The organism is Ruegeria sp. D7 (assembly GCF_056534355.1).
Genome location: NZ_JBQFPG010000005.1, coordinates 120,784 through 146,009, shown reverse-complemented (window position 1 = coordinate 146,009; position 25,226 = coordinate 120,784). Strand labels below are relative to the sequence as shown.

At 58.4% G+C, this 25,226-nt stretch carries 25 protein-coding genes; 22 read left to right on the top strand and 3 right to left on the bottom strand.

Going from position 1 to position 25,226, the window contains the following annotated elements; all coding sequences use genetic code 11:
- The first annotated feature begins 75 nt into the window (after positions 1–75).
- The 4 genes from ACRZ9U_RS09730 to ACRZ9U_RS09715 all read left to right on the top strand — a co-directional run bounded on the left by ACRZ9U_RS09730 (position 76) and on the right by ACRZ9U_RS09715 (position 4,971).
- A complete protein-coding gene (locus tag ACRZ9U_RS09730) occupies positions 76–2,271 on the top strand; it encodes a primosomal protein N' (protein WP_170404407.1) in 2,196 nt (731 codons plus the stop codon).
- Between the two features lie 79 nt (positions 2,272–2,350).
- Positions 2,351–3,583 carry an MFS transporter gene (locus ACRZ9U_RS09725; RefSeq protein ID WP_170404404.1) on the top strand — a complete coding sequence of 411 codons (1,233 nt, stop codon included), beginning with the start codon at positions 2,351–2,353 and terminating at the stop codon, positions 3,581–3,583.
- A 66-nt stretch (positions 3,584–3,649) separates the two neighbouring features.
- A complete protein-coding gene (locus ACRZ9U_RS09720) occupies positions 3,650–4,522 on the top strand; it encodes a 50S ribosomal protein L11 methyltransferase (protein WP_170404401.1) in 873 nt (290 codons plus the stop codon).
- A 104-nt stretch (positions 4,523–4,626) separates the two neighbouring features.
- Entirely contained in the window at positions 4,627–4,971 is a 345-nt protein-coding gene (locus tag ACRZ9U_RS09715) for a hypothetical protein (protein WP_170404398.1), read from the top strand.
- Between the two features lie 108 nt (positions 4,972–5,079).
- Here ACRZ9U_RS09715 and ACRZ9U_RS09710 read toward each other — a convergent pair whose 3' ends face one another.
- On the bottom strand, positions 5,080–5,295 hold the full coding sequence (locus tag ACRZ9U_RS09710; RefSeq protein WP_170397404.1) for a DUF1127 domain-containing protein: 216 nt from the start codon (positions 5,293–5,295) through the stop codon (positions 5,080–5,082).
- A 333-nt stretch (positions 5,296–5,628) separates the two neighbouring features.
- Between ACRZ9U_RS09710 and ruvC the strand changes: the two genes are divergently transcribed.
- From ruvC to ACRZ9U_RS09620, 18 genes are all read left to right on the top strand, one after another.
- The gene (ruvC, locus tag ACRZ9U_RS09705; RefSeq protein ID WP_170404395.1) at positions 5,629–6,126 is read left to right on the top strand and encodes a crossover junction endodeoxyribonuclease RuvC; all 498 of its coding nucleotides are present in this window, start codon (positions 5,629–5,631) and stop codon (positions 6,124–6,126) included.
- Positions 6,123–6,800, top strand: coding sequence for a Holliday junction branch migration protein RuvA (gene ruvA / locus ACRZ9U_RS09700; RefSeq protein WP_170404392.1), 678 nt, complete (start codon positions 6,123–6,125; stop codon positions 6,798–6,800). The genes ruvC and ruvA overlap by 4 nt, the downstream gene beginning before the upstream one ends.
- A 16-nt stretch (positions 6,801–6,816) precedes the next feature.
- A complete protein-coding gene (ruvB, locus tag ACRZ9U_RS09695) occupies positions 6,817–7,836 on the top strand; it encodes a Holliday junction branch migration DNA helicase RuvB (protein ID WP_170397397.1) in 1,020 nt (339 codons plus the stop codon).
- Positions 7,837–7,900: 64 nt separating this feature from the next.
- Entirely contained in the window at positions 7,901–8,524 is a 624-nt protein-coding gene (locus tag ACRZ9U_RS09690; protein WP_170404389.1) for a hypothetical protein, read from the top strand.
- Positions 8,521–8,904, top strand: a complete 384-nt coding sequence (gene ybgC / locus ACRZ9U_RS09685) for a tol-pal system-associated acyl-CoA thioesterase (protein ID WP_170404386.1) — start codon at positions 8,521–8,523, stop codon at positions 8,902–8,904. Before ACRZ9U_RS09690 ends, ybgC begins: the two co-directional genes overlap by 4 nt.
- Before the next feature lie 105 nt (positions 8,905–9,009).
- Positions 9,010–9,705 (top strand): protein TolQ, encoded by a 696-nt coding sequence (tolQ, locus tag ACRZ9U_RS09680; RefSeq protein WP_170397391.1) that lies wholly within the window; start codon positions 9,010–9,012, stop codon positions 9,703–9,705.
- Positions 9,706–9,707: 2 nt separating this feature from the next.
- Positions 9,708–10,178 (top strand): protein TolR, encoded by a 471-nt coding sequence (tolR, locus tag ACRZ9U_RS09675; RefSeq protein WP_170404383.1) that lies wholly within the window; start codon positions 9,708–9,710, stop codon positions 10,176–10,178.
- A 15-nt stretch (positions 10,179–10,193) separates the two neighbouring features.
- Positions 10,194–11,297 (top strand): energy transducer TonB, encoded by a 1,104-nt coding sequence (locus ACRZ9U_RS09670; protein WP_480901655.1) that lies wholly within the window; start codon positions 10,194–10,196, stop codon positions 11,295–11,297.
- A complete protein-coding gene (gene tolB / locus ACRZ9U_RS09665; RefSeq protein ID WP_170404374.1) occupies positions 11,294–12,613 on the top strand; it encodes a Tol-Pal system beta propeller repeat protein TolB in 1,320 nt (439 codons plus the stop codon). The genes ACRZ9U_RS09670 and tolB overlap by 4 nt, the downstream gene beginning before the upstream one ends.
- A gap of 86 nt (positions 12,614–12,699) precedes the next feature.
- Positions 12,700–13,203, top strand: coding sequence for a peptidoglycan-associated lipoprotein Pal (gene pal, locus ACRZ9U_RS09660; RefSeq protein ID WP_170397385.1), 504 nt, complete (start codon positions 12,700–12,702; stop codon positions 13,201–13,203).
- 4 nt (positions 13,204–13,207) lie between these two features.
- Positions 13,208–14,038 carry a tol-pal system protein YbgF gene (gene ybgF / locus ACRZ9U_RS09655; protein ID WP_170404791.1) on the top strand — a complete coding sequence of 277 codons (831 nt, stop codon included), beginning with the start codon at positions 13,208–13,210 and terminating at the stop codon, positions 14,036–14,038.
- Positions 14,035–15,288: a tRNA lysidine(34) synthetase TilS gene (gene tilS, locus ACRZ9U_RS09650; RefSeq protein WP_170404371.1), complete on the top strand. Its 1,254-nt coding sequence runs from the start codon at positions 14,035–14,037 to the stop codon at positions 15,286–15,288. The genes ybgF and tilS overlap by 4 nt, the downstream gene beginning before the upstream one ends.
- A gap of 77 nt (positions 15,289–15,365) precedes the next feature.
- Positions 15,366–17,282 (top strand): ATP-dependent zinc metalloprotease FtsH, encoded by a 1,917-nt coding sequence (gene ftsH, locus ACRZ9U_RS09645; protein ID WP_170397380.1) that lies wholly within the window; start codon positions 15,366–15,368, stop codon positions 17,280–17,282.
- A gap of 95 nt (positions 17,283–17,377) precedes the next feature.
- Entirely contained in the window at positions 17,378–17,953 is a 576-nt protein-coding gene (locus ACRZ9U_RS09640; protein ID WP_170404368.1) for an MOSC domain-containing protein, read from the top strand.
- Between the two features lie 166 nt (positions 17,954–18,119).
- Positions 18,120–19,796 carry a formate--tetrahydrofolate ligase gene (locus ACRZ9U_RS09635; protein WP_170404366.1) on the top strand — a complete coding sequence of 559 codons (1,677 nt, stop codon included), beginning with the start codon at positions 18,120–18,122 and terminating at the stop codon, positions 19,794–19,796.
- Between the two features lie 57 nt (positions 19,797–19,853).
- The gene (locus ACRZ9U_RS09630; protein ID WP_170404363.1) at positions 19,854–20,159 is read left to right on the top strand and encodes a chorismate mutase; all 306 of its coding nucleotides are present in this window, start codon (positions 19,854–19,856) and stop codon (positions 20,157–20,159) included.
- Positions 20,160–20,212: 53 nt separating this feature from the next.
- Positions 20,213–21,103, top strand: a complete 891-nt coding sequence (folD, locus tag ACRZ9U_RS09625) for a bifunctional methylenetetrahydrofolate dehydrogenase/methenyltetrahydrofolate cyclohydrolase FolD (protein WP_170397373.1) — start codon at positions 20,213–20,215, stop codon at positions 21,101–21,103.
- Positions 21,104–21,432: 329 nt separating this feature from the next.
- Positions 21,433–22,062 carry a LytTR family DNA-binding domain-containing protein gene (locus ACRZ9U_RS09620; RefSeq protein WP_480901651.1) on the top strand — a complete coding sequence of 210 codons (630 nt, stop codon included), beginning with the start codon at positions 21,433–21,435 and terminating at the stop codon, positions 22,060–22,062.
- Between the two features lie 3 nt (positions 22,063–22,065).
- Here ACRZ9U_RS09620 and pdeM read toward each other — a convergent pair whose 3' ends face one another.
- Together pdeM and ACRZ9U_RS09610 are read right to left on the bottom strand one after the other, a co-directional pair.
- On the bottom strand, positions 22,066–22,728 hold the full coding sequence (gene pdeM / locus ACRZ9U_RS09615) for a ligase-associated DNA damage response endonuclease PdeM (RefSeq protein WP_170404357.1): 663 nt from the start codon (positions 22,726–22,728) through the stop codon (positions 22,066–22,068).
- Positions 22,729–22,768: 40 nt separating this feature from the next.
- A complete protein-coding gene (locus tag ACRZ9U_RS09610; RefSeq protein WP_170404354.1) occupies positions 22,769–25,180 on the bottom strand; it encodes a ligase-associated DNA damage response DEXH box helicase in 2,412 nt (803 codons plus the stop codon).
- Positions 25,181–25,226: the final 46 nt, after the last annotated feature.

Sequence of the window (25,226 nt, the reverse complement as noted above, 5' to 3'; positions counted from 1 at the left end):
TGATGGGTTGGCCTTGGTCGCGGATGGCTTTACCTCAAAGAGACCCATGCTGGAACCCCCTGCGAAGGATATACCGTGAGCGCTAACGGATTTTTCGACGAAGGAGAGCTGGTTGCGGTGCTGACCACGCAGCCGCTGGACCGGACGTTGGATTACAAAGCGCCCGAGGGCGGGTGCTTTCTTGGGGCGTTTGTCGAGGTGCCTTTGGGCCCGCGCAAAGTCTTGGGTGTGGTTTGGGGGCCGGGGCAGGGTGGTTTTGATCTGGCCAAGGCGCGATCGGTGAACCGGGTGCTTGAGGTCGCGCCGATGCGTGAAGAAATGCGGGTGTTTCTGGGGAAAGTGGCTGACTACACCCTGACGCCGATGCCTGCGATGCTGCGGCTAGCAACGCGCGCGCCGGGGTTGGGCGATCCGCCCTCGATGCGCAAGGTTTATCGTTTGGGCGGTGGTCAACCGGACCGAATGACCGACGCACGAATGCGGGTACTTGAAGTTTTGCGAGACTATGGCGGCTTGGCTTTTACGCTGAAGGAACTGGCCGAGCAAGCGGGGGTCACATCTTCGGTCATCAAGGGGTTGGTCAAACAGAACGCTGTGCGTGAAGAGGACAGCCCGCGTGATCTTCCTTATCCTCATCTTGATCCAGAATTGCCGGGAAAGGACCTGACCGAGGATCAGGCGGAGGCCGTGATGCGGCTTCAGACCGGGCAACGGACGGGAGATTATGGAACGACTCTTCTGAAGGGAGTGACGGGTTCGGGCAAGACCGAAGTTTATCTTGAGGCGGTCGCCGAGGCCCTGCGCGTAGGGCGGCAAGCACTGGTCTTGCTGCCCGAGATCGCGCTGACGGCTGAATTTCTGACCCGTGTCGAGGCGCGATTTGGTGCGCGTCCGGCGGAATGGCATTCGGGCGCGACCATGACTGAACGTCGCCGGGTTTGGCGGATGGTCGGTCAGGGTGATGCGCAACTGGTCGTTGGGGCCCGGTCAGCACTGTTTCTTCCATTTCGCGATCTTGGTCTCGTAGTTGTCGATGAAGAACACGACACCTCGTACAAGCAAGAAGATGGGGTGCATTATAGTGCGCGGGATATGGCCGTTCTGCGTTCGGCCACCTGCGGAGCGCGGGTGATTCTGGCCAGCGCGACGCCTTCACTGGAAAGCTGGGCCAATGCCGAGGCGGGTAAATACGAACGGCTGGACCTGACCTCGCGTTTTGGTGCAGCAGTCCTGCCCGAAATGAAGCCGATCGACATGCGCGCCGAGCAGATGCAGGCCGGGACTTGGATTTCCCCCTCGCTGCGGCAGGCGGTGCAACAGCGTATCGAACACGAAGAGCAGTCACTGCTGTTCATCAACCGCCGTGGCTATGCGCCCGTGACACTATGCCGGGCGTGCGGGGAGCAGATTGCCTGCGATCATTGCGACGCGCGAATGGTTGAACATCGGTTCCTCAAGCGTCTGATGTGCCATCAATGTGGTGAGACCAAGCCAATGCCAGAGGCCTGCCCATCCTGCGGGGTCGAGGGTAAACTGGCACCGGTCGGACCCGGGATTGAACGGCTGGCAGAAGAAGCCGAGGCGGCGTTCCCTGAAGCCAAAATCGCTATGCTCAGCTCTGATCTGTTTGGTTCGGCTCGTGCCCTGAAGGCCAAGATCGAAGAGATTGCCGAAGGCGATGCGGATATCGTTATCGGGACGCAACTCGTGGCCAAAGGACATAATTTTCCAAAGCTGACACTGGTTGGGGTGATCGATGCGGACCTTAGCCTGCATGGTGCTGACCTGCGCGCGGCGGAACGAACTTTTCAATTGATGCGGCAGGTAGCGGGCCGGGCAGGTCGTGCGGAAAAACCGGGGCAGGCGTTGTTGCAGACATTCCAGCCGGAACATCCGGTGATCCGGGCGATTCTATCGGGCGATGAAGAAGGGTTCTGGAAGGCTGAAGCCGCCGGGCGTCAGGCCGCCGGGGTGCCGCCTTATGGTCGAATGGCCGGGATTGTCCTGTCTGGCCCCGAGGTCGGGCCGGTCTTCGACATCGGCAACGCCATGGCGCGCAACGATGCGCCGTTGCGCGATGTTGGTGCTCAGGTATTTGGCCCTGCTCCAGCCCCGATCGCGCGCATACGCGGGCGTCACCGCGTCCGGCTGTTAGTCAAAGCCCCGAAAGGTGCGCCTATTCAGGACGCCATAGCCCGCTGGATCGCCCCGTTGAAGTTGAAAGGCGATATCCGCCTGACCGTGGATATCGATCCGCAAAGCTTCTACTGACCCCTGCATCAGTGCAGAGCCGCTGTGCGCCGGCCGCTTTCCCCTCGCCAAAAAGTACAAATGGGCGTAGAGCATCCTCATGCTGAAACCCATGCCCTTGTCTGAGGCGCAGAGTCTTCCGCTCTGGCGCCGACCTATGACGCTCTTGTTCGTGATGGCGTTGACCATGCCGATCGCGTTCAACGCGTGGAGTGCATTGCTGAACAATTTCGTCATCGAGGCGGCGAACTTCGACGGGGCGGATATCGGGCTTTTGCACACGGTACGCGAGATTCCGGGCTTCCTGGCCGTTGGCGTGATTGCGGTGATCATTTTCATCCGCGAGCAAGTACTGGCCATGATCTCATTGATGATGTTGGGCGTGGCGACGGCGGTGACGGCCTGGTTTCCCAGCCTTGGCGGGTTGCTGTTTGTGACGCTGTTCAGCTCGATCGGGTTTCACTACTATGAGACGGTGAACCAGTCACTGCAGCTGCAATGGCTGCCTAAAGACCGTGCGCCGCAGGTGCTTGGCTGGCTGGTGGCTATGGGCTCGGCTGCGACGGCTGTGGTCTATGGCTTGATCGTCCTGACATGGGACCGCTTCGACCTGTCCTATAACTTCGTGTTCATGGCGGCAGGCGGCGCGACAACTTTGCTGGCAGTGTTTTGCTTGATTGCTTACCCGCAATTCGACGCACCGACGCCGCAGACCAAGAAGCTGATCCTACGTCGCCGCTACTGGCTGTATTATGCATTACAGTTCATGGCGGGCGCGCGGCGGCAGATTTTTGTCGTGTTCGCCGGTTTCATGATGGTCGAGAAATTCGGCTTTGAAGTACACGAACTGACCAGCCTTTACCTGATCAACCTTATGATCAACATGATGGCGGCTCCGCTGCTGGGCAAGGCAGTCGCGCGGTTTGGCGAACGCCGCACTCTGATCTTTGAATATGCCGGGCTCGCCATCGTTTTCGCAGCCTATGGCGGCATCTACTGGTTTAGCTGGGGCGTGCTGCTGGCGGCGATCCTCTATGTGATCGACCATGTGCTGTTTGCTCTGGCGTTGGCTTTGAAAACTTATTTCCAGAAGATCGCCGACCCGGCGGATATTGCGCCCACTGCGGCGGTGGCATTTACCATAAATCATATCGCCGCTGTTTTCCTGCCAGCACTTTTAGGTCTGCTATGGGTCGTTTCGCCCGGCGCAGTGTTTGGTTTGGCCGCTGCAATGGCGATCATCTCGCTTCTGCTGTCATTACTGATCCCGCGTCATCCGGAACCGGGCAACGAAACCATCCTGTCGAAATACGCCCCCGCGCCCGCCGAATAAGCGACTCCGCTTGACCTTGGCGGTCGGTGCCCCTAGGCGCTGTTTCGATCGAAACAGGAGGCCCCCATGCCAACATTCACTGCTCTGACCACTTTGACCGGCAAGAAAACCGCCGAAGGATTGGGCGAGGCGATGGAACGGCTGGACCCGGAACCAACCGGCGTCGGCGTGTTCGAGGTCGAGGATGGCTCGGGCCTGTGGGAAGTCGGCGGCTATTTTACCGAAACCCCGGATGAAACCGCGCTGGCGGTTCTGGCCGCCGCGTTCGTGGCCAAGCCCTTTGTGGTCTCGGAACTGCCCGAAACGGATTGGGTCGCCCATGTCCGCCGCGAACTAGCCCCGGTCGAGGCCGGTCGGTTTTTTGTCTATGGAAGCCATGATGCCGACAAACTGCCCGAGGGCCGCATTCCGCTGCTGATCGAAGCTGCGATGGCCTTTGGCACGGGGCACCATGGGACAACGCTTGGTTGCCTCAAGGCTTTGGACCATCTTCTGGATGTTGGGTTCACGGCCAGTAAGGTTGCCGATATCGGCTGTGGCACCGCCGTATTGGCGATGGCCGCAGCGCGGGTCTGGGAGGGCCAGATTGTCGCCAGCGACATTGATGAGGTTGCCGTCGACGTGGCCGAGGCCAACCTTCGGGCGAACGGTATGGCGGGTGCGGTTAAATGCGTTGAAGCGGCAGGTTTCGATCACCCGGATCTGAAGGCGCATGCGCCTTACGATCTGATATTCGCCAATATCCTAAAAGGTCCGCTCGTGGCCCTTTCGCCTGAAATTTCGGCGAACCTGCGGGGGGGTGGACAAGCGATTCTATCGGGAATCCTCAATGAACAGGCCGATGACGTGATCTCGGTTTATCTCCAAAACGGCTTCAATCTGGTTCGCCAGGATCGAATTGGTGAGTGGGCGACGCTAATCTTAAGCAAACAGGGCTGAATTTAGGCCATTTACGGGAGTTTTGTGGATTTTTGCCACGTTTTTGTCGCATTCTCTAATTACCGTCTTTCAATGCACTCGGGGGGCGGTTATCGGAGGCTGCCATGACAGGAAAACAACTCGAATTCGATCAACGCATCTCGCGTTTGAACAAAAAGCATCAGAAACTCAGCCGCGGCTATCGTGCCACGTTGCGCTCAGACGGGCTGGTGGTGATGAAACCACAGCGTATGCGTTCAGCAGTTTCAGCGAGGGTTTTGTTGCTGTGTCTGATTGGCTTCTTTGCATTCAAGGCCTTTTTACTGTCCCATCTTGGCCCGACTGCGTACGAAACGCGTGTTGAAAGCCTGAATCAGGGCACGCCGGTTGAGAAAGCTGGCGCCTGGATCATGCAGGCCGATCCGGTGACCGCGTTTTTCTCGAGCCAACTGAACAAGGTATGGTTCTAATCGGATATCTTGCACCCTCCTAATAAAAACACCGCATGCCTCACGGCGTGCGGTGTTTCTGTTTGCCCCACAGGGAGGAGGAAGGGGCGTATGCGGTAGTCCGTTATCTCAGTAACGGCGGCCTTCGGCGACAACGTCGATGTCGCCGCGGCATAGTCCGATATCGTCCAGTTCGCGGTCAGAAAGACCGTTCAGCGCGTTACGGGTTGCGCGGGCGTCATTCCATTCAACAACGGCGTTTACAACCGATGCAAAAAGTGCGCCGATACGGCCGACGAGGCCGAATGAGCCAGTGGTGGTGCGGGTGGTATCCAGTGCAGCCATATCCTGTTTCCTTCTGGTTTGTGTTAAACTCTGATCTTGCGATCTGAGCGGCATCTAGTGATGAGTTTCGCCGTGCGCAAGCTCAGAAATTGCATGTGTCCTATGCATTTTTTGCAACGCTCGAAATTGATGAAAACCCCTTAAATCATTGGTTAAAGTTCGATCGGAAAAGCGTCGAAAACGAACCTAACCCGGTCGCAAACAGGCCGCGAGGAACCAGAGGCGACATGGATGTCGGTTTTGGACCCTGAGTTGATTTCCTTGGAAAATGTTCACGCTTCGTGCTAGTCGATGAAAAAAGATCACACAAACCCGAGCAGGCCGAGACAAAACATGCGAATTCTGGGCATTGATCCAGGGCTTAGAACCTTGGGATGGGGCGTCATCGAATCGCATGGCAGCCGCCTGAGCCACGTTGCGAATGGATTGTGCAAATCCGATGGTGATGATCTGGGGGAAAGGCTGCTGTCGCTACACAATCAAATCGTCGAAGTCATCGCCGAGCACAATCCAGATCAGGCGGCAATTGAACAGACCTTCGTCAACAAAGATGGGGCCGGTACACTGAAACTGGGTCAGGCGCGTGGTGTTGCGCTTCTGACGCTTGCGCAGGCGGGTTTGCCGGTTGGCGAGTACGCCCCCAACCGCGTCAAGAAAACTGTGGTGGGCGTCGGCCACGCCGAAAAAGAGCAGGTTCTGCATATGGTCAAACTCCAACTGCCCGGTTGTTCCCCCAAAGGGGCGGATGCTGCGGATGCATTGGCGATTGCCATCTGCCATTCTTACTATGGCGCCGCACCGCAGGCACGGATGAAAGAGGTACGCGCATGATCGGCAAGCTCACTGGACGGCTGGATTACCGCGCGGCGGATCACGTTCTGATCGACGTGCGGGGGGTCGGCTATATCGTCTATTGCTCGGACCGGACCATGGCGGCCCTGCCGGGGGTGGGTGAGGCAATGTCAATCTACACCGATATGGTCGTGCGCGAAGACCTGATGCAGCTTTATGGTTTTCTGTCCTTGGTCGAGAAGGAATGGCACCGTCTGCTGTGCTCGGTTCAGGGTGTGGGTGCGAAGGTATCGCTGGCCATTCTTAGTGCGCTGGGGCCCGATGGTGTCAGCCGCGCGATTGCCTTGGGCGACTGGGGGGCCGTGAAGGCCGCAAAGGGTGTCGGCCCCAAGACCGCACAACGGATCGTTCTTGACCTCAAGGACAAGGCCCCGGGTGTGATGGCGATGGGCGGCACGGTGACCGAAGCGATGGATGGCCCGGCACTTGAAGTGGTTGAGACGACCAAGCCTGCGCCTGTTCCGAAACGGGTGGCCAAACCGGCCTCGGGCGCTGCCGCTGCTTCTGCGGATGCGCTGTCGGCGTTGGGCAATCTGGGCTATGGACCGTCCGAGGCGGCATCGGCCGTGGCCGAGGCAGCGGCTAATATGCCAGATGCGGGCGAGGCCGATCTGATACGCGCCGCGCTGAAGCTACTGGCCCCCAAGGGCTGAGTGAAAGGGTAACTGAATGGTAGACGCTGATCCCGCCCTGCGACCCGAACCGATGCCCGAGGACAATGACCGCGCCCTGCGCCCGCAGGGGCTGGATGAATTCATTGGTCAGGCCGAGGCGCGGGCCAACCTACGCATCTTCATCCAGTCGGCCCGCCAACGCGGTGAGGCGATGGATCACACGCTGTTCCATGGTCCACCTGGATTGGGTAAGACCACGCTTGCGCAGATCATGGCGCGCGAGTTGGGAGTGAATTTCCGCATGACCTCGGGGCCGGTTCTGGCCAAGGCGGGGGATTTGGCGGCGATTCTGACCAATCTGGAATCGCGGGATGTCTTGTTCATCGACGAGATTCACCGTCTGAACCCGGCGGTCGAAGAGGTGTTGTACCCCGCGATGGAGGATTTCGAGCTGGATCTTGTCATTGGTGAAGGTCCGGCGGCGCGGACTGTACGGATCGAGCTGCAGCCATTTACGCTGGTCGGGGCGACAACGCGGATGGGGTTGCTGACCACGCCGTTGCGCGATCGGTTTGGCATCCCGACCCGGCTGCAGTTCTATACGGTCGACGAGTTGCACGAGATCGTCACCCGCAATGCCCGCAAACTGGGCGCACCTGCGGATGACGAAGGCGCGCGTGAGATCGCGCGCAGGTCTCGTGGAACGCCACGGATCGCCGGTCGTCTGCTCAGACGCGTAGTGGATTTTGCCATTGTTGAAGGCGATGGGCGGATTACGCGCGACTTGGCGGATGGGTCACTGACCCGGCTGGGGGTCGATAACCTTGGTCTGGACGGGGCCGACCGTCGGTATTTGAAGCTGATTGCCGAGAACTATGCGGGCGGGCCAGTGGGGATTGAAACACTCTCGGCGGCGTTGTCTGAAAGCCGGGATTCGCTGGAAGAGGTGATCGAGCCTTATCTCCTGCAGCAAGGCCTGATCCAGCGCACTCCGCGCGGACGGATGCTGGCGCAAAAGGCATGGACGCATCTGGGGATGGCTGCACCCAAAGGACAGAGCGATCTGTTTGGTTGAAGTGGGGCGCATTAGATTTTAAGCCTCAGGCAGTCGTATCTAAATCGAGAAGAAGGACTGGGGCGTGACACCCGATGAGATTGAGGCGCTGTTCACACGCGATAGCGGTGAGTTTCTGTTTGCGCGCTGGGGCAGACCCATCGTGCCCATCGTGTTTGGTGTCGAGGATGAAACGCTGTCGACCGTAAAAGGTGCGTTCGAGGCGGTTGTCACTCTGGCAAATCACAAGATGGCCGAGACGGATCCCGAACTGGGTGCCAATTGCATGGTGTTCTTCTTCCGTGAGTGGCAGGAATTGTTGGACGTGCCCGATCTGGATCGCCTGATCCCGGATCTGGCCCCACTGGTCGACCGGCTGGTGGCTGCCGATGCCAATCAGTATCGCATTTTCCGGTTCGAAGAAGACGGCGCCATCCGCGCGGCATTTGTGTTTTTGCGCATGGACAAAGAGCTGTCGAAAGTGCCGGCAGAAACGCTCGCGCTAAACCAGGTCGTGCAAACGATCCTGCTTTGGTCCGACACAGCTTTTCGCAGCGTCTCACCTCTGGCGATTGCTGGTGACGCGACGATCTTGCGGCCTGATATTGCGGCCTTGATCCGCGCCACCTACGATCCTGTTCTGCCCGGTGCCGCGCAGGATCCCTCTCATGCGCTGCGCTTGTTCGCCAGATTGGAGCCGTCGCAATGAAGCATCACTACCCGGTCCGTGTTTATTACGAAGACACCGACATGGGAGGCGTGGTCTATCACGCAAATTATCTGAGATTCATCGAACGCGCCCGGTCGGACTGGGTGCGTAAACTGGGTAATGATCAGAACGCAATGCGGGACGCAGGCATTGTCTGGGTCGTGCGGCGGATCGAGGCGGATTATCTCGCCGCCGCTAGGTTTGAAGACGAGCTGATGGTCGAGACCGAGATGGTTTCGCTATCGGGCGCTCGGTTGACAATGTCGCAATTGGTCAAGCGTGGCGAGACCGAGATTTTCCGCGCCGAGGTAACGGCTGTCTGCATGAATGCGCAAGGTAAGCCCGTTCGTCTTCCGGCAGAGATTCGCGCATTGATGTAACATTTTCAGCCTCCGGGGTGGTTCTGTTGGCTTTTCATCTCCATCTGCGTTAGCGTTTGGCAAAACAAGGCCAAATGGCCATCAGGCAAAACAAAGAGCAGGTTCATGGAAGCTGAAACGCTGGCGCTGGCGCAGGAGATCGATTTCTCCATGTGGGGGCTGTATGCCCGCGCGACCTTTATCGTCAAACTGGTGATGTTGATGCTGATCGGTGCATCCATCTGGTCCTGGGGCATTATCATTCAGAAACTGATCAACTACCGAGCCGCGCGGCGCGAGGCGCAGGTATTCGATGAAAGCTTCTGGTCTGGCAATCCGCTGGATGAGCTGTTCGAGCAGATCGGAACCCAGCCCGATGGCAGTTCCGAGAAGATTTTCGCGGCGGGGATGATCGAGTGGCGACGCTCGCACCGCACCGATGGCGGCTTGATCGCAGGGGCGACGGCGCGGATCGATCGCTCGATGGACGTGGCGATCGCGAAAGAGGCTGAGGGGCTGCAAAAAGGGTTGCCCATTCTGGCCACTGTCGGATCGACAGCGCCGTTTATCGGCCTGTTTGGCACCGTTTGGGGCATCATGAATGCCTTTATCGAGATTGCCGAGCAGCAGAACACAAACCTCGCCGTTGTGGCCCCGGGTATTGCCGAGGCGTTGCTGGCCACCGGTCTTGGCTTGCTGGCCGCGATCCCGGCGGTGATATTCTATAATAAACTCAGCGCAGACAGTGACCGCATCGTCGGCGGCTACGAGGCCTTTGCCGATGAATTCGCCACTATCCTGTCGCGTCAGTTGGATAGCTGACGATGGGTGCGGCAGTTCAGCAAGGCTCGGGCGGGAACGGACGCAGGCGCGGACGGCGGCGCGGGCGCGCCCAACCGATGGCCGAGATCAACGTAACGCCCTTTGTTGATGTCATGCTGGTGTTGCTGATCATCTTTATGGTGGCGGCCCCATTGTTGACCGTCGGCGTACCTGTCGATCTGCCCAAGACTGCCGCAAGTGCCTTACCCGGTGACAACGAAGAGCCGCTGACTGTGACCCTGACCGCAGATGGGCGCGTGCAGATCCAGACCACGGATGTGCTGCGCGAAGAACTGATCGGTAAGCTGCGCGCGATCGCAGCTGAGCGCAGCAGCGACCGTGTGTTCTTGCGTGCTGACGGCGCGATTCCCTACGCGCAAGTGATGCAGGTCATGGGCGCTTTGAACGCGGGTGGGTTTTCCAACGTAGGCCTTGTGACCGATACCGGCGGGCCAACGCTGGACGAAGGGTGAGAGTGAGGCTGCGCGGTGGATACCGGCACCAAGATTTCGGCAATTGCGCATGTCAGTCTGATTGGCTGGGCGCTGATCGGCGGGACCTTCCGGTCCGAGCCGCTGCCGATGGCTGTACAGGATGTCTCGGTGATCTCGGCTGAGCAGTTTGCGGCCATGACCGCGCAACGCGAGGCACCCGAGGTGCCGACTGACCCGGCTGAACTGCAACAGCCTGCAGAACCTGATGAGATCGAAATACTGGACCCGACGCCGGAAGATACGCCCGAACCTGAGCAGGTTGCTCAACCCGAACCGGATCCGGAACCGGAACCAGAACCAGAAACAGTGGAAATCCCACCTGAACCCGAACTGATAGAACAGCCTCCAACGCTTGAAGAGCCCGAGCCTGAGCTGGCGGCGCTTCCTGCGCCTCCAGGCCCAGAGGCAGAACCAAGCCCAGCGGATAAGATCGCGCCCGAGCAGATTGCTCCTCCTCCGCCCGAGGCCAAGCCGGATGAAATTGAAACCCCTCCGGTTTCGCTGGATGAAGGGGCGGAAATCCAACAAGAACAGCAGGATCAAACGGCACCAGAAGAGGCCGCTCCCGAGATCGTGACCGAGGCGGAAGAAGTCGAAGATCCGGCCCCGCGAACTTCTCCTCGTCCGCGCGTGCGCCCGAACCGGCCGGCACCCCAGCCAGAGCCCGAGGTTGCAGAAACGCCCGAGCCCGCGCCGACTGAGCCTGCGCAAAACGAGCAAGCGATCAATGACGCCCTGGCCGAAGCATTGGGCAATGGCACCGAACCTTCGGGCCCACCACTGACTAGCGGTGAAAAAGACGCGATGCGGGTTGCGGTGTCGCGGTGTTGGAATGTCGGGTCCCTGTCGACGGATGCGCTGGAAACTGTGGTTGTTGTCGGGTTTTCGTTAACCAGAGATGGCAAAGTGGTTGGCGGCAGTTTGCAGCTACTCGACAGTACAGGCGGCTCGGCCGCATCAGCAAAACAAGCCTACGAAGCTGCGCGCCGCGCAATTTTGCGCTGTGGGTCTAAAGGATATGACCTACCTGCTGACAAATACGATCAATGGCAGGATATTGAGATTACATTCAATCCCGAGAGGATGCGGATCAAATGATGAAACTTCTGACCAGCCTCTTAATTGGCCTGACCCTTCTTTCGACCTCGGCCTACGCCCAAAGTGGCCCGCTGCGTCTGGAAATCGATGAAGGGATCATCGAACCAATGCCGTTTGCCGTGCCAAGCTTTGTGCCTGACGGTCCCTCGGCGGCACAATATGCACAAGATATCTCGCGGGTGGTCGTGTCTGACCTGACCGGAACGGGCCTGTTTCGTGAAATCTCGTCGGATGCATATATCAGCCGCGTCAGCAGTTTCGATGCGCCGGTACAGTTCGCTGATTGGAAGGCGATCAACGCTCAAGCACTGGTGACAGGGGCGGTCAACGTGTCGGGCAAGCGCCTGACGGTTCGGTTCCGGGTCTGGGATGTCTTCTCGGGACAGGAACTCGGCAACGGGTTGCAGTTTGCAGGAACAACCGACGGTTGGAGGCGCATGGCGCATAAGGTCGCGGATCAGGTTTATACCCGGATCACGGGAGAGGGCGCCTATTTCGACAGCCGTGTCGCGTTTGTGTCGGAGAGCGGCCCAAAGGATCAACGGCGCAAACGGTTGGCCATAATGGATTACGACGGCGCTAATGTGCAGTATCTGACCGACAGCGCAGCGATTGTTCTGGCGCCTCGGTTCTCACCGGCGGGCGACCAGTTGCTCTATACCAGCTACGAGACCGGTCAGCCGCGTATTTACGTTCTGGATGTCGGCCGCGTGAAGCGGCAAGAGTTGAAAACGCAGGAAGGCACCATGAGTTTCTCACCGCGCTTCTCTCCGGATGGTCGTTCAATTGTTTACTCGTTGACCCAAGGCGGAAACACGGATTTGTGGAAAATGGATCTGGCCTCGGGCCAGAGCGTGCGGCTGACCAACACGCCGGCAATTGAAACTGCCCCCAGCTATGCGCCGGATGGCAGCCGGATTGTGTTCGAAAGCGACCGATCCGGCACCCCGCAGCTTTACATCATGCCCGCCAACGGAGGCGAGGCAACGCGGATCAGTTTTGGGCAAGGCCGCTATGGCACGCCGGTCTGGTCTCCGCGTGGTGACTTGATTGCCTTTACCAAGCAGAACAAAGGTCGCTTCCACATCGGTGTTATGCGCACGGATGGCAGCGAAGAGCGCCTTTTGACCGCCTCGTTCCTGGACGAAGGTCCCACATGGTCGCCAAACGGGCGGGTCATCATGTTCACCCGCGAAACGCAGGGGGCAAGCGGTCGATCGACGCTTTACTCTGTGGATATTTCGGGCCGTAACTTGCGTCCTGTTAGAACGCCGGATGGCGGTAGCGACCCGTCTTGGGGGCCACTGCAGAATTGATCGGAACTGACAGCAGGTAAAGTTCACAACAAACCCGCAATGTGATAGAAGCGCGGCAATAAACAACGAAACACGAGGCACTTGAGATGAAACTGTTGAGCAAAGTCGCGGCAATTGGGGCGCTGACCCTGATTGCGGCCTGTTCCAATAATGATCCGTCGGCTCTTGGTGGCGGCGCTGGTGGCAGCGGCGCGCTGGTTCCGGGCTCACCCAGTGATCCGCGCTCACCGGCTTATTTCCAGCAGACAGTTGGTGACCGGGTTCTGTTCGCGGTCGATCAGTCCACGCTCAGCCCGCAGGCGCAGACGATTCTGCAAGGGCAGGCCGATTGGCTGCTCGCCAATCCGGATTTTGTCGCCAATATCGAAGGCCATGCGGACGAGCAGGGCACGCGCGAATACAACCTTGCGCTTGGAGCTCGTCGGGCCAATGCGGCGCGGGAGTATCTGATCTCACGCGGGGTGGCAGGCAACCGGTTGACCACCGTCAGCTATGGCAAGGAACGCCCGATCGAAATTTGCAGCACCGAGGATTGCTATTCGAAAAACCGCCGCGCGGTGACGGTGCTGACCGGTTCAACCTTGGGGTAAGATGATGCGAATTGCAGGTTTGGTTCTGGCGGCGGTCGTGACCGTCGCTGGTATGGCACAGGCACAGGATCAGCAGACGCTGGCGGATATCCGTCAGGAATTAACCGTGCTGCATGTGGAAATTCAGCGTCTCAAGCGCGAGTTTTCAACCACTGGGTCCCCCGCGCCAAACCTGTCTGGCAGTTCCGTGCTTGAGCGCGTTGATGCGATCGAGGCAGAATTGCAGCGCCTGACACGCCAGACCGAGCAGTTGAACCAAAGGGTGCAGAATGTCGTGACCGATGGCACCAACCGTATCGGTGATTTGGAGTTTCGTCTGGTTGAACTTGAAGGCGGTGATCTGAGCGCGTTGGGTGAAACCTCAACGCTGGGTGGTGAGACATCGACCGATGTGGCTGTGGCACCCACCCCCAACCCTACGCAACCCACGGTCACTGATCAGGGTGAGCTTGCAGTCGGTGAACAAGCGGATTTTGATGCCGCTTCGCAGGCCCTGGTGGATGGAGATTTCCAGACCGCGGCCGATCTGTTTGCGCAATTCGACCAGTCCTATCCGGGCAGCCCGCTGGCGAGCCAAGCCAACCTGCGGCGCGGGCAGGCGCTGAAAGGGGTGGGCGATACACGCGAAGCGGCGCGCGCCTTTCTGGCCAGCTTCACGGGCGACTCCGAAGGGCCTCTGGCACCCGAGGCGTTGTTTGAGTTGGGCGCAGCGCTTGGACAGCTGGGCCAAACCGATCAGGCTTGCATCACTCTCGGCGAAGTTGGCGTTCGGTTTCCGGCATCGGCACCAGCTGCTTCGGCCACACAGGAAATGGCAACGCTGGGCTGTTCTTGACCTCTGACGCCGATACGCTTCGGGCCAATTTGCGGGCAGGTCTGCCCGATCCACTGCCGCGCCGTCTGGGGGTGGCGGTATCAGGGGGCAGTGATTCGACTGCCCTGTTGCGATTACTTGTTGATATCGCGCGACAAGAGCAGATCGAGCTGTTTGCGGCGACCGTTGATCACGGCCTGCGAGCTGAATCTGCGTCAGAGGCCTTGGCTGTCGCAACCCTGGCGCAGCGCTTAGGCATTCCTCATGAAACGCTGAAATGGCAGGGGTGGGATGGATCCGGAAATCTGCAGGATCAGGCGCGGCGTGCGAGATACCGGTTGCTGGTCGCGTGGGCCGAATCGAAGGGCCTAGAGGCAGTTGCGCTGGGCCACACGGAGGATGATCAGGCTGAAACGGTACTGATGCGGCTGGCCCGTGCTTCGGGCGTTTCGGGGCTTTCGGCCATGGCTCTATCGCGAAAAGAAGGTCTGGTCACATTGCTGCGCCCATTGCTGTCCACGACACGCTCCGATCTTCGGGAATATCTGACTGCGCAAGGTATTTCGTGGATTGATGATCCGTCGAATCAGGACCCTCGTTTTGACCGGATCAAAGCCCGCCAGGCACTTTCCGGATTAAATCAAATCGGGATCACGGCAGAGTCATTATCACGGGTCGCTGAAAATATGGCGCAAGCGCGTGAAGCATTGGCGCAATACGCGCAAGAATCCGCTTTCCGGTGCATGACGGTGACGGATGGCGATCTTTGCATTGATCGCGAAGGTTTCGAAACTCTGCCCGAAGAAATCCGTCGTCGGCTTGTGACCGCGTCTGTTTCATGGATCGCAGGGGGAGAGTATCCGCCACGACACAAAGCGGTGGATCAAGTGTTGGATTCGATATCGTCTGCTCAGACGGCCACCCTTAGGGGCTGTATTTTTACCCCGGAAGGCAAAAAAACTTGGATTTGCAGAGAGCTAAACGCCGTCAGCAATCAGCACGCGCGCCCCTCAGAACCTTGGGACAGGCGTTGGATTATGTCCGGGCCAAAAACTGAAGTTGCGGAAATCCGGGCGCTTGGTGAGGATGGTATATTGCAGCTGGAAAACTGGCGCTCTGTGGGCAAACCTCGCGCTGCAGTGTTGTCGACGCCCTCGGTTTGGGCCGAAGGCACTCTATTGGCTGCACCCCTGGTCGGTTTTGCAAACGAATGGCGCGCCGAACTGCTTCCAGAAAGGTCCGACTTCGATGCGGTGATTTTATCTCATTGAACCTGCCACAATCCTCTCTATTTTAAGGAACAACCCCGGCAGGTCCCCACCTGCCGAAACCTTTCGGGAGATTTTCCTTGGGCAACGCTCGCAACATCGCCTTCTGGGTCGTTCTGTTTCTGCTGATCCTGGCACTGTTCAACCTATTCAGTGGACCCAGCGGGTCGCTTCAGAACAATGAACGCACCTATTCCGAATTCGTCAGCGCCGTGGACGCCGGAGACGTCACCAGCGTCACGCTGGATGGCGAACAGATCCGCTATCGCACGAATGAGAATCAGGACTTTGTCACCATCAAACCCACCGATGCCGAGGTGACGAAGCTGCTGATCGACAAGAACATCCCCGTACGTGCTGAAAAACAGCAGCAATCGGGTTTCCAGTCGTTCCTGATCACGCTGCTGCCTTTCCTGCTGCTGATCGGTGTCTGGGTCTATTTTATGAACCGGATGCAGGGTGGCGGCAAAGGTGGTGCGATGGGTTTTGGCAAGTCCAAGGCCAAGATGCTGACCGAAAAGCATGGCCGGGTGACGTTCGACGACGTTGCGGGCATCGACGAGGCCAAGGAAGAGCTGGAAGAGATCGTGGAATTCCTGCGCAACCCGCAGAAATTTTCGCGTTTGGGCGGTAAGATTCCCAAAGGCGCGCTGCTTGTGGGCCCTCCGGGCACTGGTAAGACGCTGCTTGCCCGTGCGATTGCGGGCGAGGCAGGTGTGCCGTTCTTTACGATCTCGGGTTCCGATTTCGTTGAAATGTTCGTTGGTGTTGGTGCATCGCGTGTGCGTGACATGTTCGAGCAAGCCAAGAAGAACGCGCCTTGTATCGTCTTCATCGATGAAATTGACGCCGTGGGGCGCCATCGTGGTGCTGGCTATGGCGGCGGAAACGACGAACGCGAACAGACCCTCAACCAGCTGCTGGTTGAGATGGACGGTTTCGAGGCCAATGAAGGCGTGATCATTCTGGCTGCCACCAACCGGAAGGACGTTCTGGACCCCGCGCTGCTGCGTCCGGGCCGGTTTGACCGTAACGTGACCGTCGGCAACCCCGACATCAAAGGCCGTGAAAAAATTCTGGGCGTTCACGCGCGCAAGACGCCTCTGGGTCCCGATGTCGATCTGCGCATCATCGCGCGCGGCACGCCGGGCTTTTCGGGTGCTGATCTGGCGAACCTCGTGAACGAGGCCGCATTGATGGCCGCCCGCGTCGGTCGTCGCTTTGTCACCATGGAGGACTTTGAGAACGCCAAAGACAAGGTGATGATGGGGGCTGAGCGCCGTTCGATGGTGCTGACGCAGGACCAGAAGGAAAAAACCGCCTATCACGAGGCCGGCCATGCCGTTGTGGGTCTGGAACTGCCGCTGTGCGATCCGGTCTATAAAGCGACCATCATTCCGCGCGGTGGAGCGCTGGGTATGGTTGTGTCGCTGCCCGAAATGGATCGTCTGAACTATCATCGCGATGAGTGTGAGCAGAAGCTGGCCATGACCATGGCCGGTAAAGCCGCTGAAGTGATCAAGTATGGTGAGGACCACGTCTCGAATGGCCCTGCGGGCGATATCATGCAGGCCAGCCAGTTGGCGCGCGCCATGGTGATGCGCTGGGGCATGTCCGACAAGGTCGGCAACATCGACTATGCCGAGGCGCATGAAGGCTATCAGGGCAACACCGCCGGGTTCTCGGTATCGGCCCATACCAAAGAGCTGATCGAAGAAGAGGTAAAGCGCCTGATCCAGCAAGGCTATGAACGCGCGCACAAGATCCTGACCGACAAGAACGAGGAATGGGAGCGACTGGCGCAAGGCCTGCTTGAGTATGAGACCCTGACCGGCGAGGAGATCAAGCGCGTCATGAATGGCGAACCGCCCACCGAAAGCGATGATGAGGGTGACAGCCCCGATGAGGGCAACGCCCCCAGCGTAACTGCCATCCCGAAGACCAAGTCCAAGAAATCGCCGCCAGATGGCGGTATGGAACCAGAACCCACCGCATAATTGCAAAACCCGGAGCCAGCCTCCGGGTTTTCTCTTTTCATCAGGGCGTTGCCGGGCATTATGCCTACAAACCTGCAGATGAATGGGGGCATCTCATGCCGTTCTTATGTGAAACTGAATATTCGGCCGAGGTGGTATGGCTGGGCCATGTGCCAGCAGGCCAGTCTTTGCGGGCCAAGCCTGTCAATGTTTTGGACCTGAGCTTCGATGGCGTTCAGGGGGAACGGCATCAGGGGCTCAATAGGGCGTCCTGTGTTCGGGTAGCGAATCTCTATCCAAAGGGCACCGAGATCCGGAATGTGCGGCAACTGTCCGTGCTGTCGGCAGAGGAATTGGGTGATATTGCGGCTGAGATGGAGTTGGCAACGCTTGATCCGTCTTACCTTGGGGCTTCGATTGTCCTGAAGGGCATTCCCGATTTCTCTCATATCCCTCCATCTTCGCGGTTGCAGGCCGAGAGCGGTTTAACGATCACTGTGGACATGGAAAACGCCCCCTGCGTTCTTCCGGGCCGTGAGATCGAGGCGGATCACACCGGTTACGGGGCGGCATTCAAACCTGCGGCCAAAGGGCGACGCGGGATAACGGCTTGGGTCGAACGCCCGGGGGCTCTGAAACGCGGCGACAAGATGCAATTGTTTGTGCCGGATCAGCCCCTTTGGAACCCATAGGTTCAATCCGTTTCCGATTTGCGCATTACGATTTCTCGCAACGCCGTTTCGCGGCATGAAAATGTCGGAATCCTTAGCCATCAGAGTTGTGTACGTCAGTATATGTTGCGCAGCGCCGACGCCCGTGCGTCGGTTTTGCACGGAATTCAATCAGGGACCCTGCCCAATGAGCTACAAATCCGACATTGAGATTGCCCGCGAGGCGAACAAAAAGCCGATTCAGGAAATCGGCGCGAAGCTGGGTATCTCCAGCGATGATCTGCTGCCTTACGGCCATGACAAGGCCAAAGTCAGCCAGGACTTCATCAACTCGGTACAGGACCGCGAAGACGGCAAACTGATCCTGGTGACCGCGATCAACCCAACCCCCGCAGGTGAAGGCAAGACCACCACCACCGTAGGTCTGGGCGACGGCTTGAACCGCATCGGCAAGAACGCGATGATCTGTATCCGCGAAGCTTCGCTTGGCCCGAACTTCGGCATGAAGGGCGGCGCCGCAGGTGGCGGTTACGCGCAGGTTGTTCCGATGGAAGAAATGAACCTGCACTTCACAGGTGACTTCCACGCCATCACCTCGGCCCACTCGCTGCTGTCGGCGATGATCGACAACCATATCTATTGGGGTAACGAGCAGGAAATCGACACACGCCGCGTTGCATGGCGCCGCGTCGTCGACATGAATGACCGTGCTCTGCGTCAGATCACGGCGTCTCTGGGCGGCGTGTCGAATGGTTTCCCGCGTGAAGCAGGCTTTGACATCACCGTGGCGTCCGAAGTCATGGCGATCCTCTGCTTGGCAAACGACTTGAAAGATCTGGAGAAGCGTCTGGGCGACATCATTGTTGCTTACCGCCGCGACAAGACCCCGGTTTACTGCCGCGATATCAAGGCAGAAGGTGCAATGACCGTTCTGTTGAAAGACGCGATGCAGCCGAACCTGGTGCAGACGCTGGAAAACAACCCGGCTTTCGTCCACGGCGGCCCGTTTGCAAACATCGCGCACGGCTGTAACTCGGTTATCGCAACCAAAACCGCTCTGAAAGTGGCCGACTATGTTGTCACCGAAGCGGGATTTGGTGCTGACCTCGGTGCCGAGAAGTTCATGAACATTAAGTGCCGCAAGGCGGGTATTGCTCCGTCGGCAGTGGTACTGGTTGCCACCGTGCGCGCGATGAAAATGAATGGCGGTGTGGCCAAGGCTGACTTGGGTGCGGAAAACGTTGACGCTGTGAAATCAGGTTGCGCCAACCTGGGTCGCCACATCGAAAACGTCAAATCCTTCGGTGTTCCGGTTGTCGTCGCGATCAACCACTTCGTCACCGACACCGATGACGAAGTTCAGGCGGTCAAGGACTACTGCGGCGAGCATGGTGTTGAGGCGATCCTGTCGCGTCACTGGGAACTGGGTTCGGATGGCTCTGCGCCTCTGGCCGAAAAAGTTGTCGAAATCGTCGAAAACGGCGCCGCGAACTTCTCACCGATCTACCCAGACGACATGCCGCTGTTCGAGAAGATCGAAACTATCGCCAAGCGTATCTATCGCGCCGACGAAGTTCTGGCCGACAACAAGATCCGCAACCAACTGCGCGAATGGGAAGAAGCGGGCTATGGCAACCTGCCGGTCTGCATGGCGAAAACACAGTATTCGTTCTCGACCGACCCAACCCTGCGTGGCGCGCCCACCGGCCATTCGGTTCCGGTGCGTGAGGTGCGCCTGAGCGCCGGTGCTGGTTTCATCGTCGTTGTCTGTGGTGAGATCATGACCATGCCCGGTCTGCCGCGCAAACCGGCAGCCGAAACCATCTGCCTTAACGACGCAGGTGAGATCGAGGGCTTGTTCTAAGCGCTCAAATAAGACATCTCGTGGTCCGGGGATATCCCCGGGCCGCAGGAGACCAAAATGCCCACTCTGATACCTCCGCAAGACTGTCATTCGATGCAGGAATTGCGGCCTCAGATCGACAAGCTGGACCGCCAATTGATTGGATTGCTGGTAACGCGCGCAACCTATATCGACCGCGCGTCGCAGCTGAAACCCGGCGAGGGCCTGCCCGCCCGCATCCCGGAACGTGTCGAAGATGTGGTGCAGCGCGTCCGCAAGAGCTCGGATGAGTTGGGTATGGACCCCGATCTTGCCGAAAAGCTCTGGCGTATACTGATTGATTGGTCGATTGCCCGCGAAGAACGCGTGCTCGGCCCAGACTGAAGAAACGGGCGCCTAGTGCGCCCGATCCGTTTTGTGAAAGAAGGGATCAAAGAATGGTAGCGCAGGTTATCGACGGAAAGGCCTTTGCCGCCAAAGTGCGCGCACAGGTGGCTGACCAGGTTGCAAAGCTGAAAGAAGAGAACGGCATCACCCCCGGTCTGGCGGTGGTTCTGGTAGGTGAAGACCCGGCCAGTCAGGTCTATGTCCGTTCTAAGGGCAAGATGACCGTCGAGGTCGGCATGAACTCGTACGAGCACAAGCTGGATGTGGACACGTCCGAGGCGGACCTGCTGGCGCTGATTGACAAACTGAACAATGACCCTGCGGTGCACGGCATTCTGGTGCAACTGCCGCTGCCCAAGCATCTGAACGAAGATCTGGTGATCAACTCGATCGATCCGGCAAAGGATGTGGACGGGTTCCACATCTCGAATGTGGGCCTGCTGGGAACAGGTCAGAAGTCAATGGTGCCGTGCACTCCGCTGGGCTGTCTGATGATGTTGCGCGATCACCACGGCTCTTTGTCCGGCATGGATGCTGTAGTGATCGGTCGGTCGAACATCGTGGGTAAGCCGATGGCGCAGTTGCTTCTGGGCGACAGTTGCACCGTGACCATCGCGCATAGCCGCACCAAAGACCTTCCCGATGTTGTGCGCCGTGCTGATATTGTGGTCGCCGCAGTTGGTCGCCCCGAGATGGTTCCGGGTGACTGGATCAAGGAAGGCGCAACCGTGATCGATGTCGGCATCAACCGGATCGAACGCGACGGCAAGAACAAGCTGGTTGGCGACGTTGACTACGCAACTGCGGCAGAACGCGCTGGTGCGATTACCCCTGTTCCCGGCGGAGTTGGCCCTATGACGATCGCCTGCCTTCTTGCGAACACGCTCACCGCGGCTTGCCGCGCAAACGGCTTGCCTGAACCTGAAGGTCTGACTGCTTAATAGCAGCCTCGGTGTTCAATCCGGGTGCAACGTCCATGATTGAATTGGCCGGAGAGCGAAAAGCTCTCCGGCCTTTTTCATTAGATTAGGATATTTGTATAACTACATCTTGACTTGACCTAGCGTCGGTCGGTGATAATCCTTCTATTCCAGCCGTTTAAGGGGTTATAATCCTGTCTGTTCGTGTTTCATGGTTTTACCTTTGGCGAGGTGCGTTACCTGGTATGATGAAGCTGAGTCCGATCCTCTCGTTAATAAGCCTTCAACGGGTAGTGGCGGGCCTCGTTTTTATTCCTTTATTGGCGTATTCCTTTGCCCCCTTTCGGGATATGACACTGCCATTCAGTCAGCGGATGGTGTTCTGGACAGGTGTTATGCTGCTCGCGCTTGCAGCGACTTGGTCGGCTGGAAAGTTGGTACGCGAACGGCTCAATCGATCAGGATTGCTGGTGCGTGATTTTGCCTTCGTCCTGTTGATCCTGACATTGTTTGCCCCGTCGCTGTGGTTGCTGACCTGGATTCTGTTCACGCTAAATGGATTGATGGCACCGGGCATATTGAAAGTCGCCCCTTATGGTCTTCTCTTCGCCACCGGACTTTTTCTGGTGCGTCAACGGGAAGAAACTGCAGCACCGGTATTCGAACCCAGACCACGTCTTTTCAATCGTTTGCCCGCCACTTTCGAGGGGCAGGTTTATCGGTTAACCGTGCGCGATCACTATGTCGACGTGGTCACGTCCGATGGCACGTTTACAATCCGCTCGCGCTTTACCGACGCGATTGCCGAGATGGAGCCGGTACAAGGCCATTGTACGCACCGTTCTCACTGGGTCGTGGATTCGGCGATTGTTGGGGTCGAAAAAGAAAAGGGAAAATCCTTTTTGTACCTCAGCAACGGCGATCAGGTTCCTGTCAGCAGGAAATACAAGCAACAGCTCGTGGACGACGGGTTGCTCTAGAACCTATCTGGGCATCGGGATGAGTTGAGGCTGCGCACCGGTCAGAATTGCCCGCGCATCCGGTGCCATGATGCCGCTCAGAGCCTCTGCTGAACTGCGCAACCCCCCAGTGTAAGCGCCATAAGCTGGAAGGATCAGACGTGATTGATCCAGCAAAAAAGCCGGGCGGGTGATCGAGCGCCCTCGGGCATTCAGGTTAACTTTGGGGTGGTAGTGGCCCGAGATTTCACCTGCGCTGTTTTGCTGGGCGATATGGCGAAAAATCAGATCGTGGCAAGCCCACTCGGACAGATGTGTGCCGCCCATTTCTACCGGGCCGGGGTCATGGTTCCCCTCGATCCAGATCCAACGTCGACCAGCCTGCATGGCGGTGATCTGTTGCCTATCCTCAGCAGCCAACGCGCCCGAGGCATCGAGATCGTCAAAGCTGTCCCCCAAACAGATGACCGTCGTGGCACCGGTACGGGCAAGATCACTTGCCAATCGGGTCAATGTTTCGCGGCTGTCATACGGCGGCAAGGTCGGGCCGCCCCTGCGGGCGATCCGTTCGGATTTTCCTAAATGCAGATCGGAAACACAGAGCAAGCCCTGTTCCGGCCACCATAGTGCGCCCGACCCAAGCGCAGTCAGGTCTTGGCCGGAAAATGAAAACGCGATCTTGTTCATGATCCGTTCTTCATACGATTTTGCGGATTGCGCAAGTGGTTTATGCCGGTTGCAATCCGGCGGCCTGCAGTAACCGGGCACTTTCTTCCGCAAGCAGGCGTTCCTCGGCTTCGCCCTTGACGGGGACTTTGCCAACTTCGAGGAACAGAGGCGCCGCCAGGGGTGAGACGCGGTCTAGCCGCAGCAGGTCAATCCGGTCTCCGATCCGGGCGACCATGGCTTCGATCCGTCCGAAATCGACCAACCCGCGCATGGCCTCTTCGCGGGTGATTTGCATCAGCAGATGGTCAGGATCGTATTTCAGCAAGGTGTCATAGAGGATATCTGACGAAAATGTCGCCTGCCGACCACTCTTGCGCTGCCCACCAGTGTTGCGTTCGATCAACCCCGCGATTGTGGCCGAAGCACGAAATGTGCGTTTCATCACGGCGTTACCCGCCAGCCAAGTCTCCAATCCTTCTCGTAGCGCGTCCAACTGAAATAGTGGGCGCGGATCGGTCACCGCATCCAGCCCCCAGATTAAGGTGGCATAGTCAGTGGCTACAAATCCCAGCGGCGCAAGGCCGGTTTCCTCCATGCGTTTGGTCAACAGCAAGCCCAGCGTCTGTTGCGCATTGCGGCCGGCAAATCCGTAGACGCATAGATGCTCGCGCCCCCTGTCAGGGAAGCTCTCAATCAACAGGCGGTCACTTTGCGGCAGGCGTGATATCTCGCGCTGAAGACCCAGCCATTCGGCAGTATGTCCGGGCAGTTGAGGCCAATCCGGCTGTGCGAACATCCGTAGGATTCGGTCGCTCAGCTGGGTGGACGTGGCGAACTTGGTGCCCGAAAAGGTCGCGATCTTGGGCTTGCGGTCAGCGCGGCGGCTGACCTCGACCACCATCTCTCGCAGACCCTCATAGCGGACGATCTGACCACCGATCAGAAAGGTATCACCGGGGGTTAGCGAGGCCGCGAATCCCTCCTCTACCTCACCCAGAGGCTTGCCCCCGCGATTACGCTTAAGCCGAACCTTCAGCGTGTCGGTGTCCTGAATCGTGCCAAGGTTCATGCGGATACGCTGTGCCGCCCTCGGGTCGCGCAATTGCCACGCTCCATCCGGGCGCTGCTGAAGCCTCTGCCACCGATCATAGGCTCGCAGGGCATATCCACCGGTGGCGCAGAATTCCAAACAGGCATCGAATTCAGCACGGGTGATCTGCGCATAAGGCCCGGCAGCCGTCATTTCGGCGTAGAGTGCATCTGCATCAAAGGGTCCCGCTGCGGCGGCGATCAGAATATGCTGGCACAAAACGTCCCTGGGTCCTGGCCCGCGGGGGTCGCCATCCAGATCATGTTCTTGCACAGCTTCCAGTGCAGCAACACATTCGACCACTTCGAACCGGTTGGCTGGGACGAGAATAGCTTTGGAAGGGGCATTGTAGCGGTGATTTGCGCGCCCGATCCGCTGCACCAGCCGCTTGACGTTCTTCGGCGCGCCGATCTGGATCACCAGATCCACATCGCCCCAGTCGATCCCCAGATCGAGGCTGCCGGTGCAGACAATTGCCCTCAGATCACCCCTGACCATCGCAGCCTCGACCCGTTCGCGTTGTTGCCGATCCAGACTGCCGTGGTGAATACCAATGGGCAGAGCGTCGTCGTTGGCGAGCCAGAGGTTGTGAAAGAAAATCTCGGCCTGCGCCCGAGTATTGTGAAAGATAAGTGTCGTCTTGTGCTTTTTGATCTGCTCCATCACAGCGGGGATGGAATAGGCTGCGCCACCGCCCGACCATGGCGGCATCTCTTGTGTTTGCAGCATCGAGATATCGGGGTCAGGGCCGGGATCAGCCTGAATAACTCGGCAAGGATCGGGATTGCGGGCTAGAAATCGTGCGATGCCTTCGGGGTCTTCAACCGTGGCGGACAAGCCTACGCGGCGCAGATCGGGGCAGAGTGTCTGCAATCGTGCGAGCGCCAGCATCAATTGATCCCCCCGTTTGCTTTCTGCAAGTGCATGTATTTCGTCGACAACAATGCGCTGGACCCCAGCAAACATGCGCGGAGCATCTTCGTATGAAGTAAGTAACGCCAGACTTTCGGGCGTGGTCAGCAGGATATGTGGAGGATCGGCGCGCTGGCGTTTCTTCTGCGTGGCCGATGTGTCGCCGGTGCGATCTTCGATCCGAATTGGCAGGCCGATTTCCTCGACGGGAACGCGCAGATTGCGCCTGATATCCGCTGCCAGCGCCTTGAGAGGAGATACATAAAGCGTGTGCAATCCGTCATGCTGCCCTTCGGCCAACTCGGCCAGGGAAGGTAGAAAACCGGCCATGGTTTTGCCGCCACCAGTTGGAGCGATAAGAAGGGTCGCGGGATCATTCGCCCGCTCAAACATTTCTTGCTGATGCGGATGAATCGACCAGCCTTTGTTCGAAAACCAGTTTTGGATTGCCGGAGGAATCTGCACCATCCGACGAACCTAGCGCAGCCCTCAGGCCATGGAAACCAGGACCAGG

What these genes read in the sequence shown, in the direction of transcription:
- ACRZ9U_RS09640 (WP_170404368.1), top strand. Translation starts at nt 17,378, where the DNA reads ATGCCGTTCTTATGTGAAACTGAATATTCGGCCGAGGTGGTATGGCTG.
- tolQ (WP_170397391.1), top strand. Translation starts at nt 9,010, where the DNA reads ATGGAAGCTGAAACGCTGGCGCTGGCGCAGGAGATCGATTTCTCCATG.
- ACRZ9U_RS09630 (WP_170404363.1), top strand. Translation starts at nt 19,854, where the DNA reads ATGCCCACTCTGATACCTCCGCAAGACTGTCATTCGATGCAGGAATTG.
- ybgC (WP_170404386.1), top strand. Translation starts at nt 8,521, where the DNA reads ATGAAGCATCACTACCCGGTCCGTGTTTATTACGAAGACACCGACATG.
- ACRZ9U_RS09715 (WP_170404398.1), top strand. Translation starts at nt 4,627, where the DNA reads ATGACAGGAAAACAACTCGAATTCGATCAACGCATCTCGCGTTTGAAC.
- tolR (WP_170404383.1), top strand. Translation starts at nt 9,708, where the DNA reads ATGGGTGCGGCAGTTCAGCAAGGCTCGGGCGGGAACGGACGCAGGCGC.
- ACRZ9U_RS09720 (WP_170404401.1), top strand. Translation starts at nt 3,650, where the DNA reads ATGCCAACATTCACTGCTCTGACCACTTTGACCGGCAAGAAAACCGCC.
- folD (WP_170397373.1), top strand. Translation starts at nt 20,213, where the DNA reads ATGGTAGCGCAGGTTATCGACGGAAAGGCCTTTGCCGCCAAAGTGCGC.
- ACRZ9U_RS09620 (WP_480901651.1), top strand. Translation starts at nt 21,433, where the DNA reads ATGACACTGCCATTCAGTCAGCGGATGGTGTTCTGGACAGGTGTTATG.
- ACRZ9U_RS09710 (WP_170397404.1), bottom strand. Translation starts at nt 5,295, where the DNA reads ATGGCTGCACTGGATACCACCCGCACCACCACTGGCTCATTCGGCCTC.
- ruvA (WP_170404392.1), top strand. Translation starts at nt 6,123, where the DNA reads ATGATCGGCAAGCTCACTGGACGGCTGGATTACCGCGCGGCGGATCAC.
- pdeM (WP_170404357.1), bottom strand. Translation starts at nt 22,728, where the DNA reads ATGAACAAGATCGCGTTTTCATTTTCCGGCCAAGACCTGACTGCGCTT.
- ruvC (WP_170404395.1), top strand. Translation starts at nt 5,629, where the DNA reads ATGCGAATTCTGGGCATTGATCCAGGGCTTAGAACCTTGGGATGGGGC.
- tolB (WP_170404374.1), top strand. Translation starts at nt 11,294, where the DNA reads ATGATGAAACTTCTGACCAGCCTCTTAATTGGCCTGACCCTTCTTTCG.
- ruvB (WP_170397397.1), top strand. Translation starts at nt 6,817, where the DNA reads ATGGTAGACGCTGATCCCGCCCTGCGACCCGAACCGATGCCCGAGGAC.
- ybgF (WP_170404791.1), top strand. Translation starts at nt 13,208, where the DNA reads ATGCGAATTGCAGGTTTGGTTCTGGCGGCGGTCGTGACCGTCGCTGGT.
- pal (WP_170397385.1), top strand. Translation starts at nt 12,700, where the DNA reads ATGAAACTGTTGAGCAAAGTCGCGGCAATTGGGGCGCTGACCCTGATT.
- ACRZ9U_RS09610 (WP_170404354.1), bottom strand. Translation starts at nt 25,180, where the DNA reads ATGGTGCAGATTCCTCCGGCAATCCAAAACTGGTTTTCGAACAAAGGC.
- ACRZ9U_RS09725 (WP_170404404.1), top strand. Translation starts at nt 2,351, where the DNA reads ATGCTGAAACCCATGCCCTTGTCTGAGGCGCAGAGTCTTCCGCTCTGG.
- ACRZ9U_RS09635 (WP_170404366.1), top strand. Translation starts at nt 18,120, where the DNA reads ATGAGCTACAAATCCGACATTGAGATTGCCCGCGAGGCGAACAAAAAG.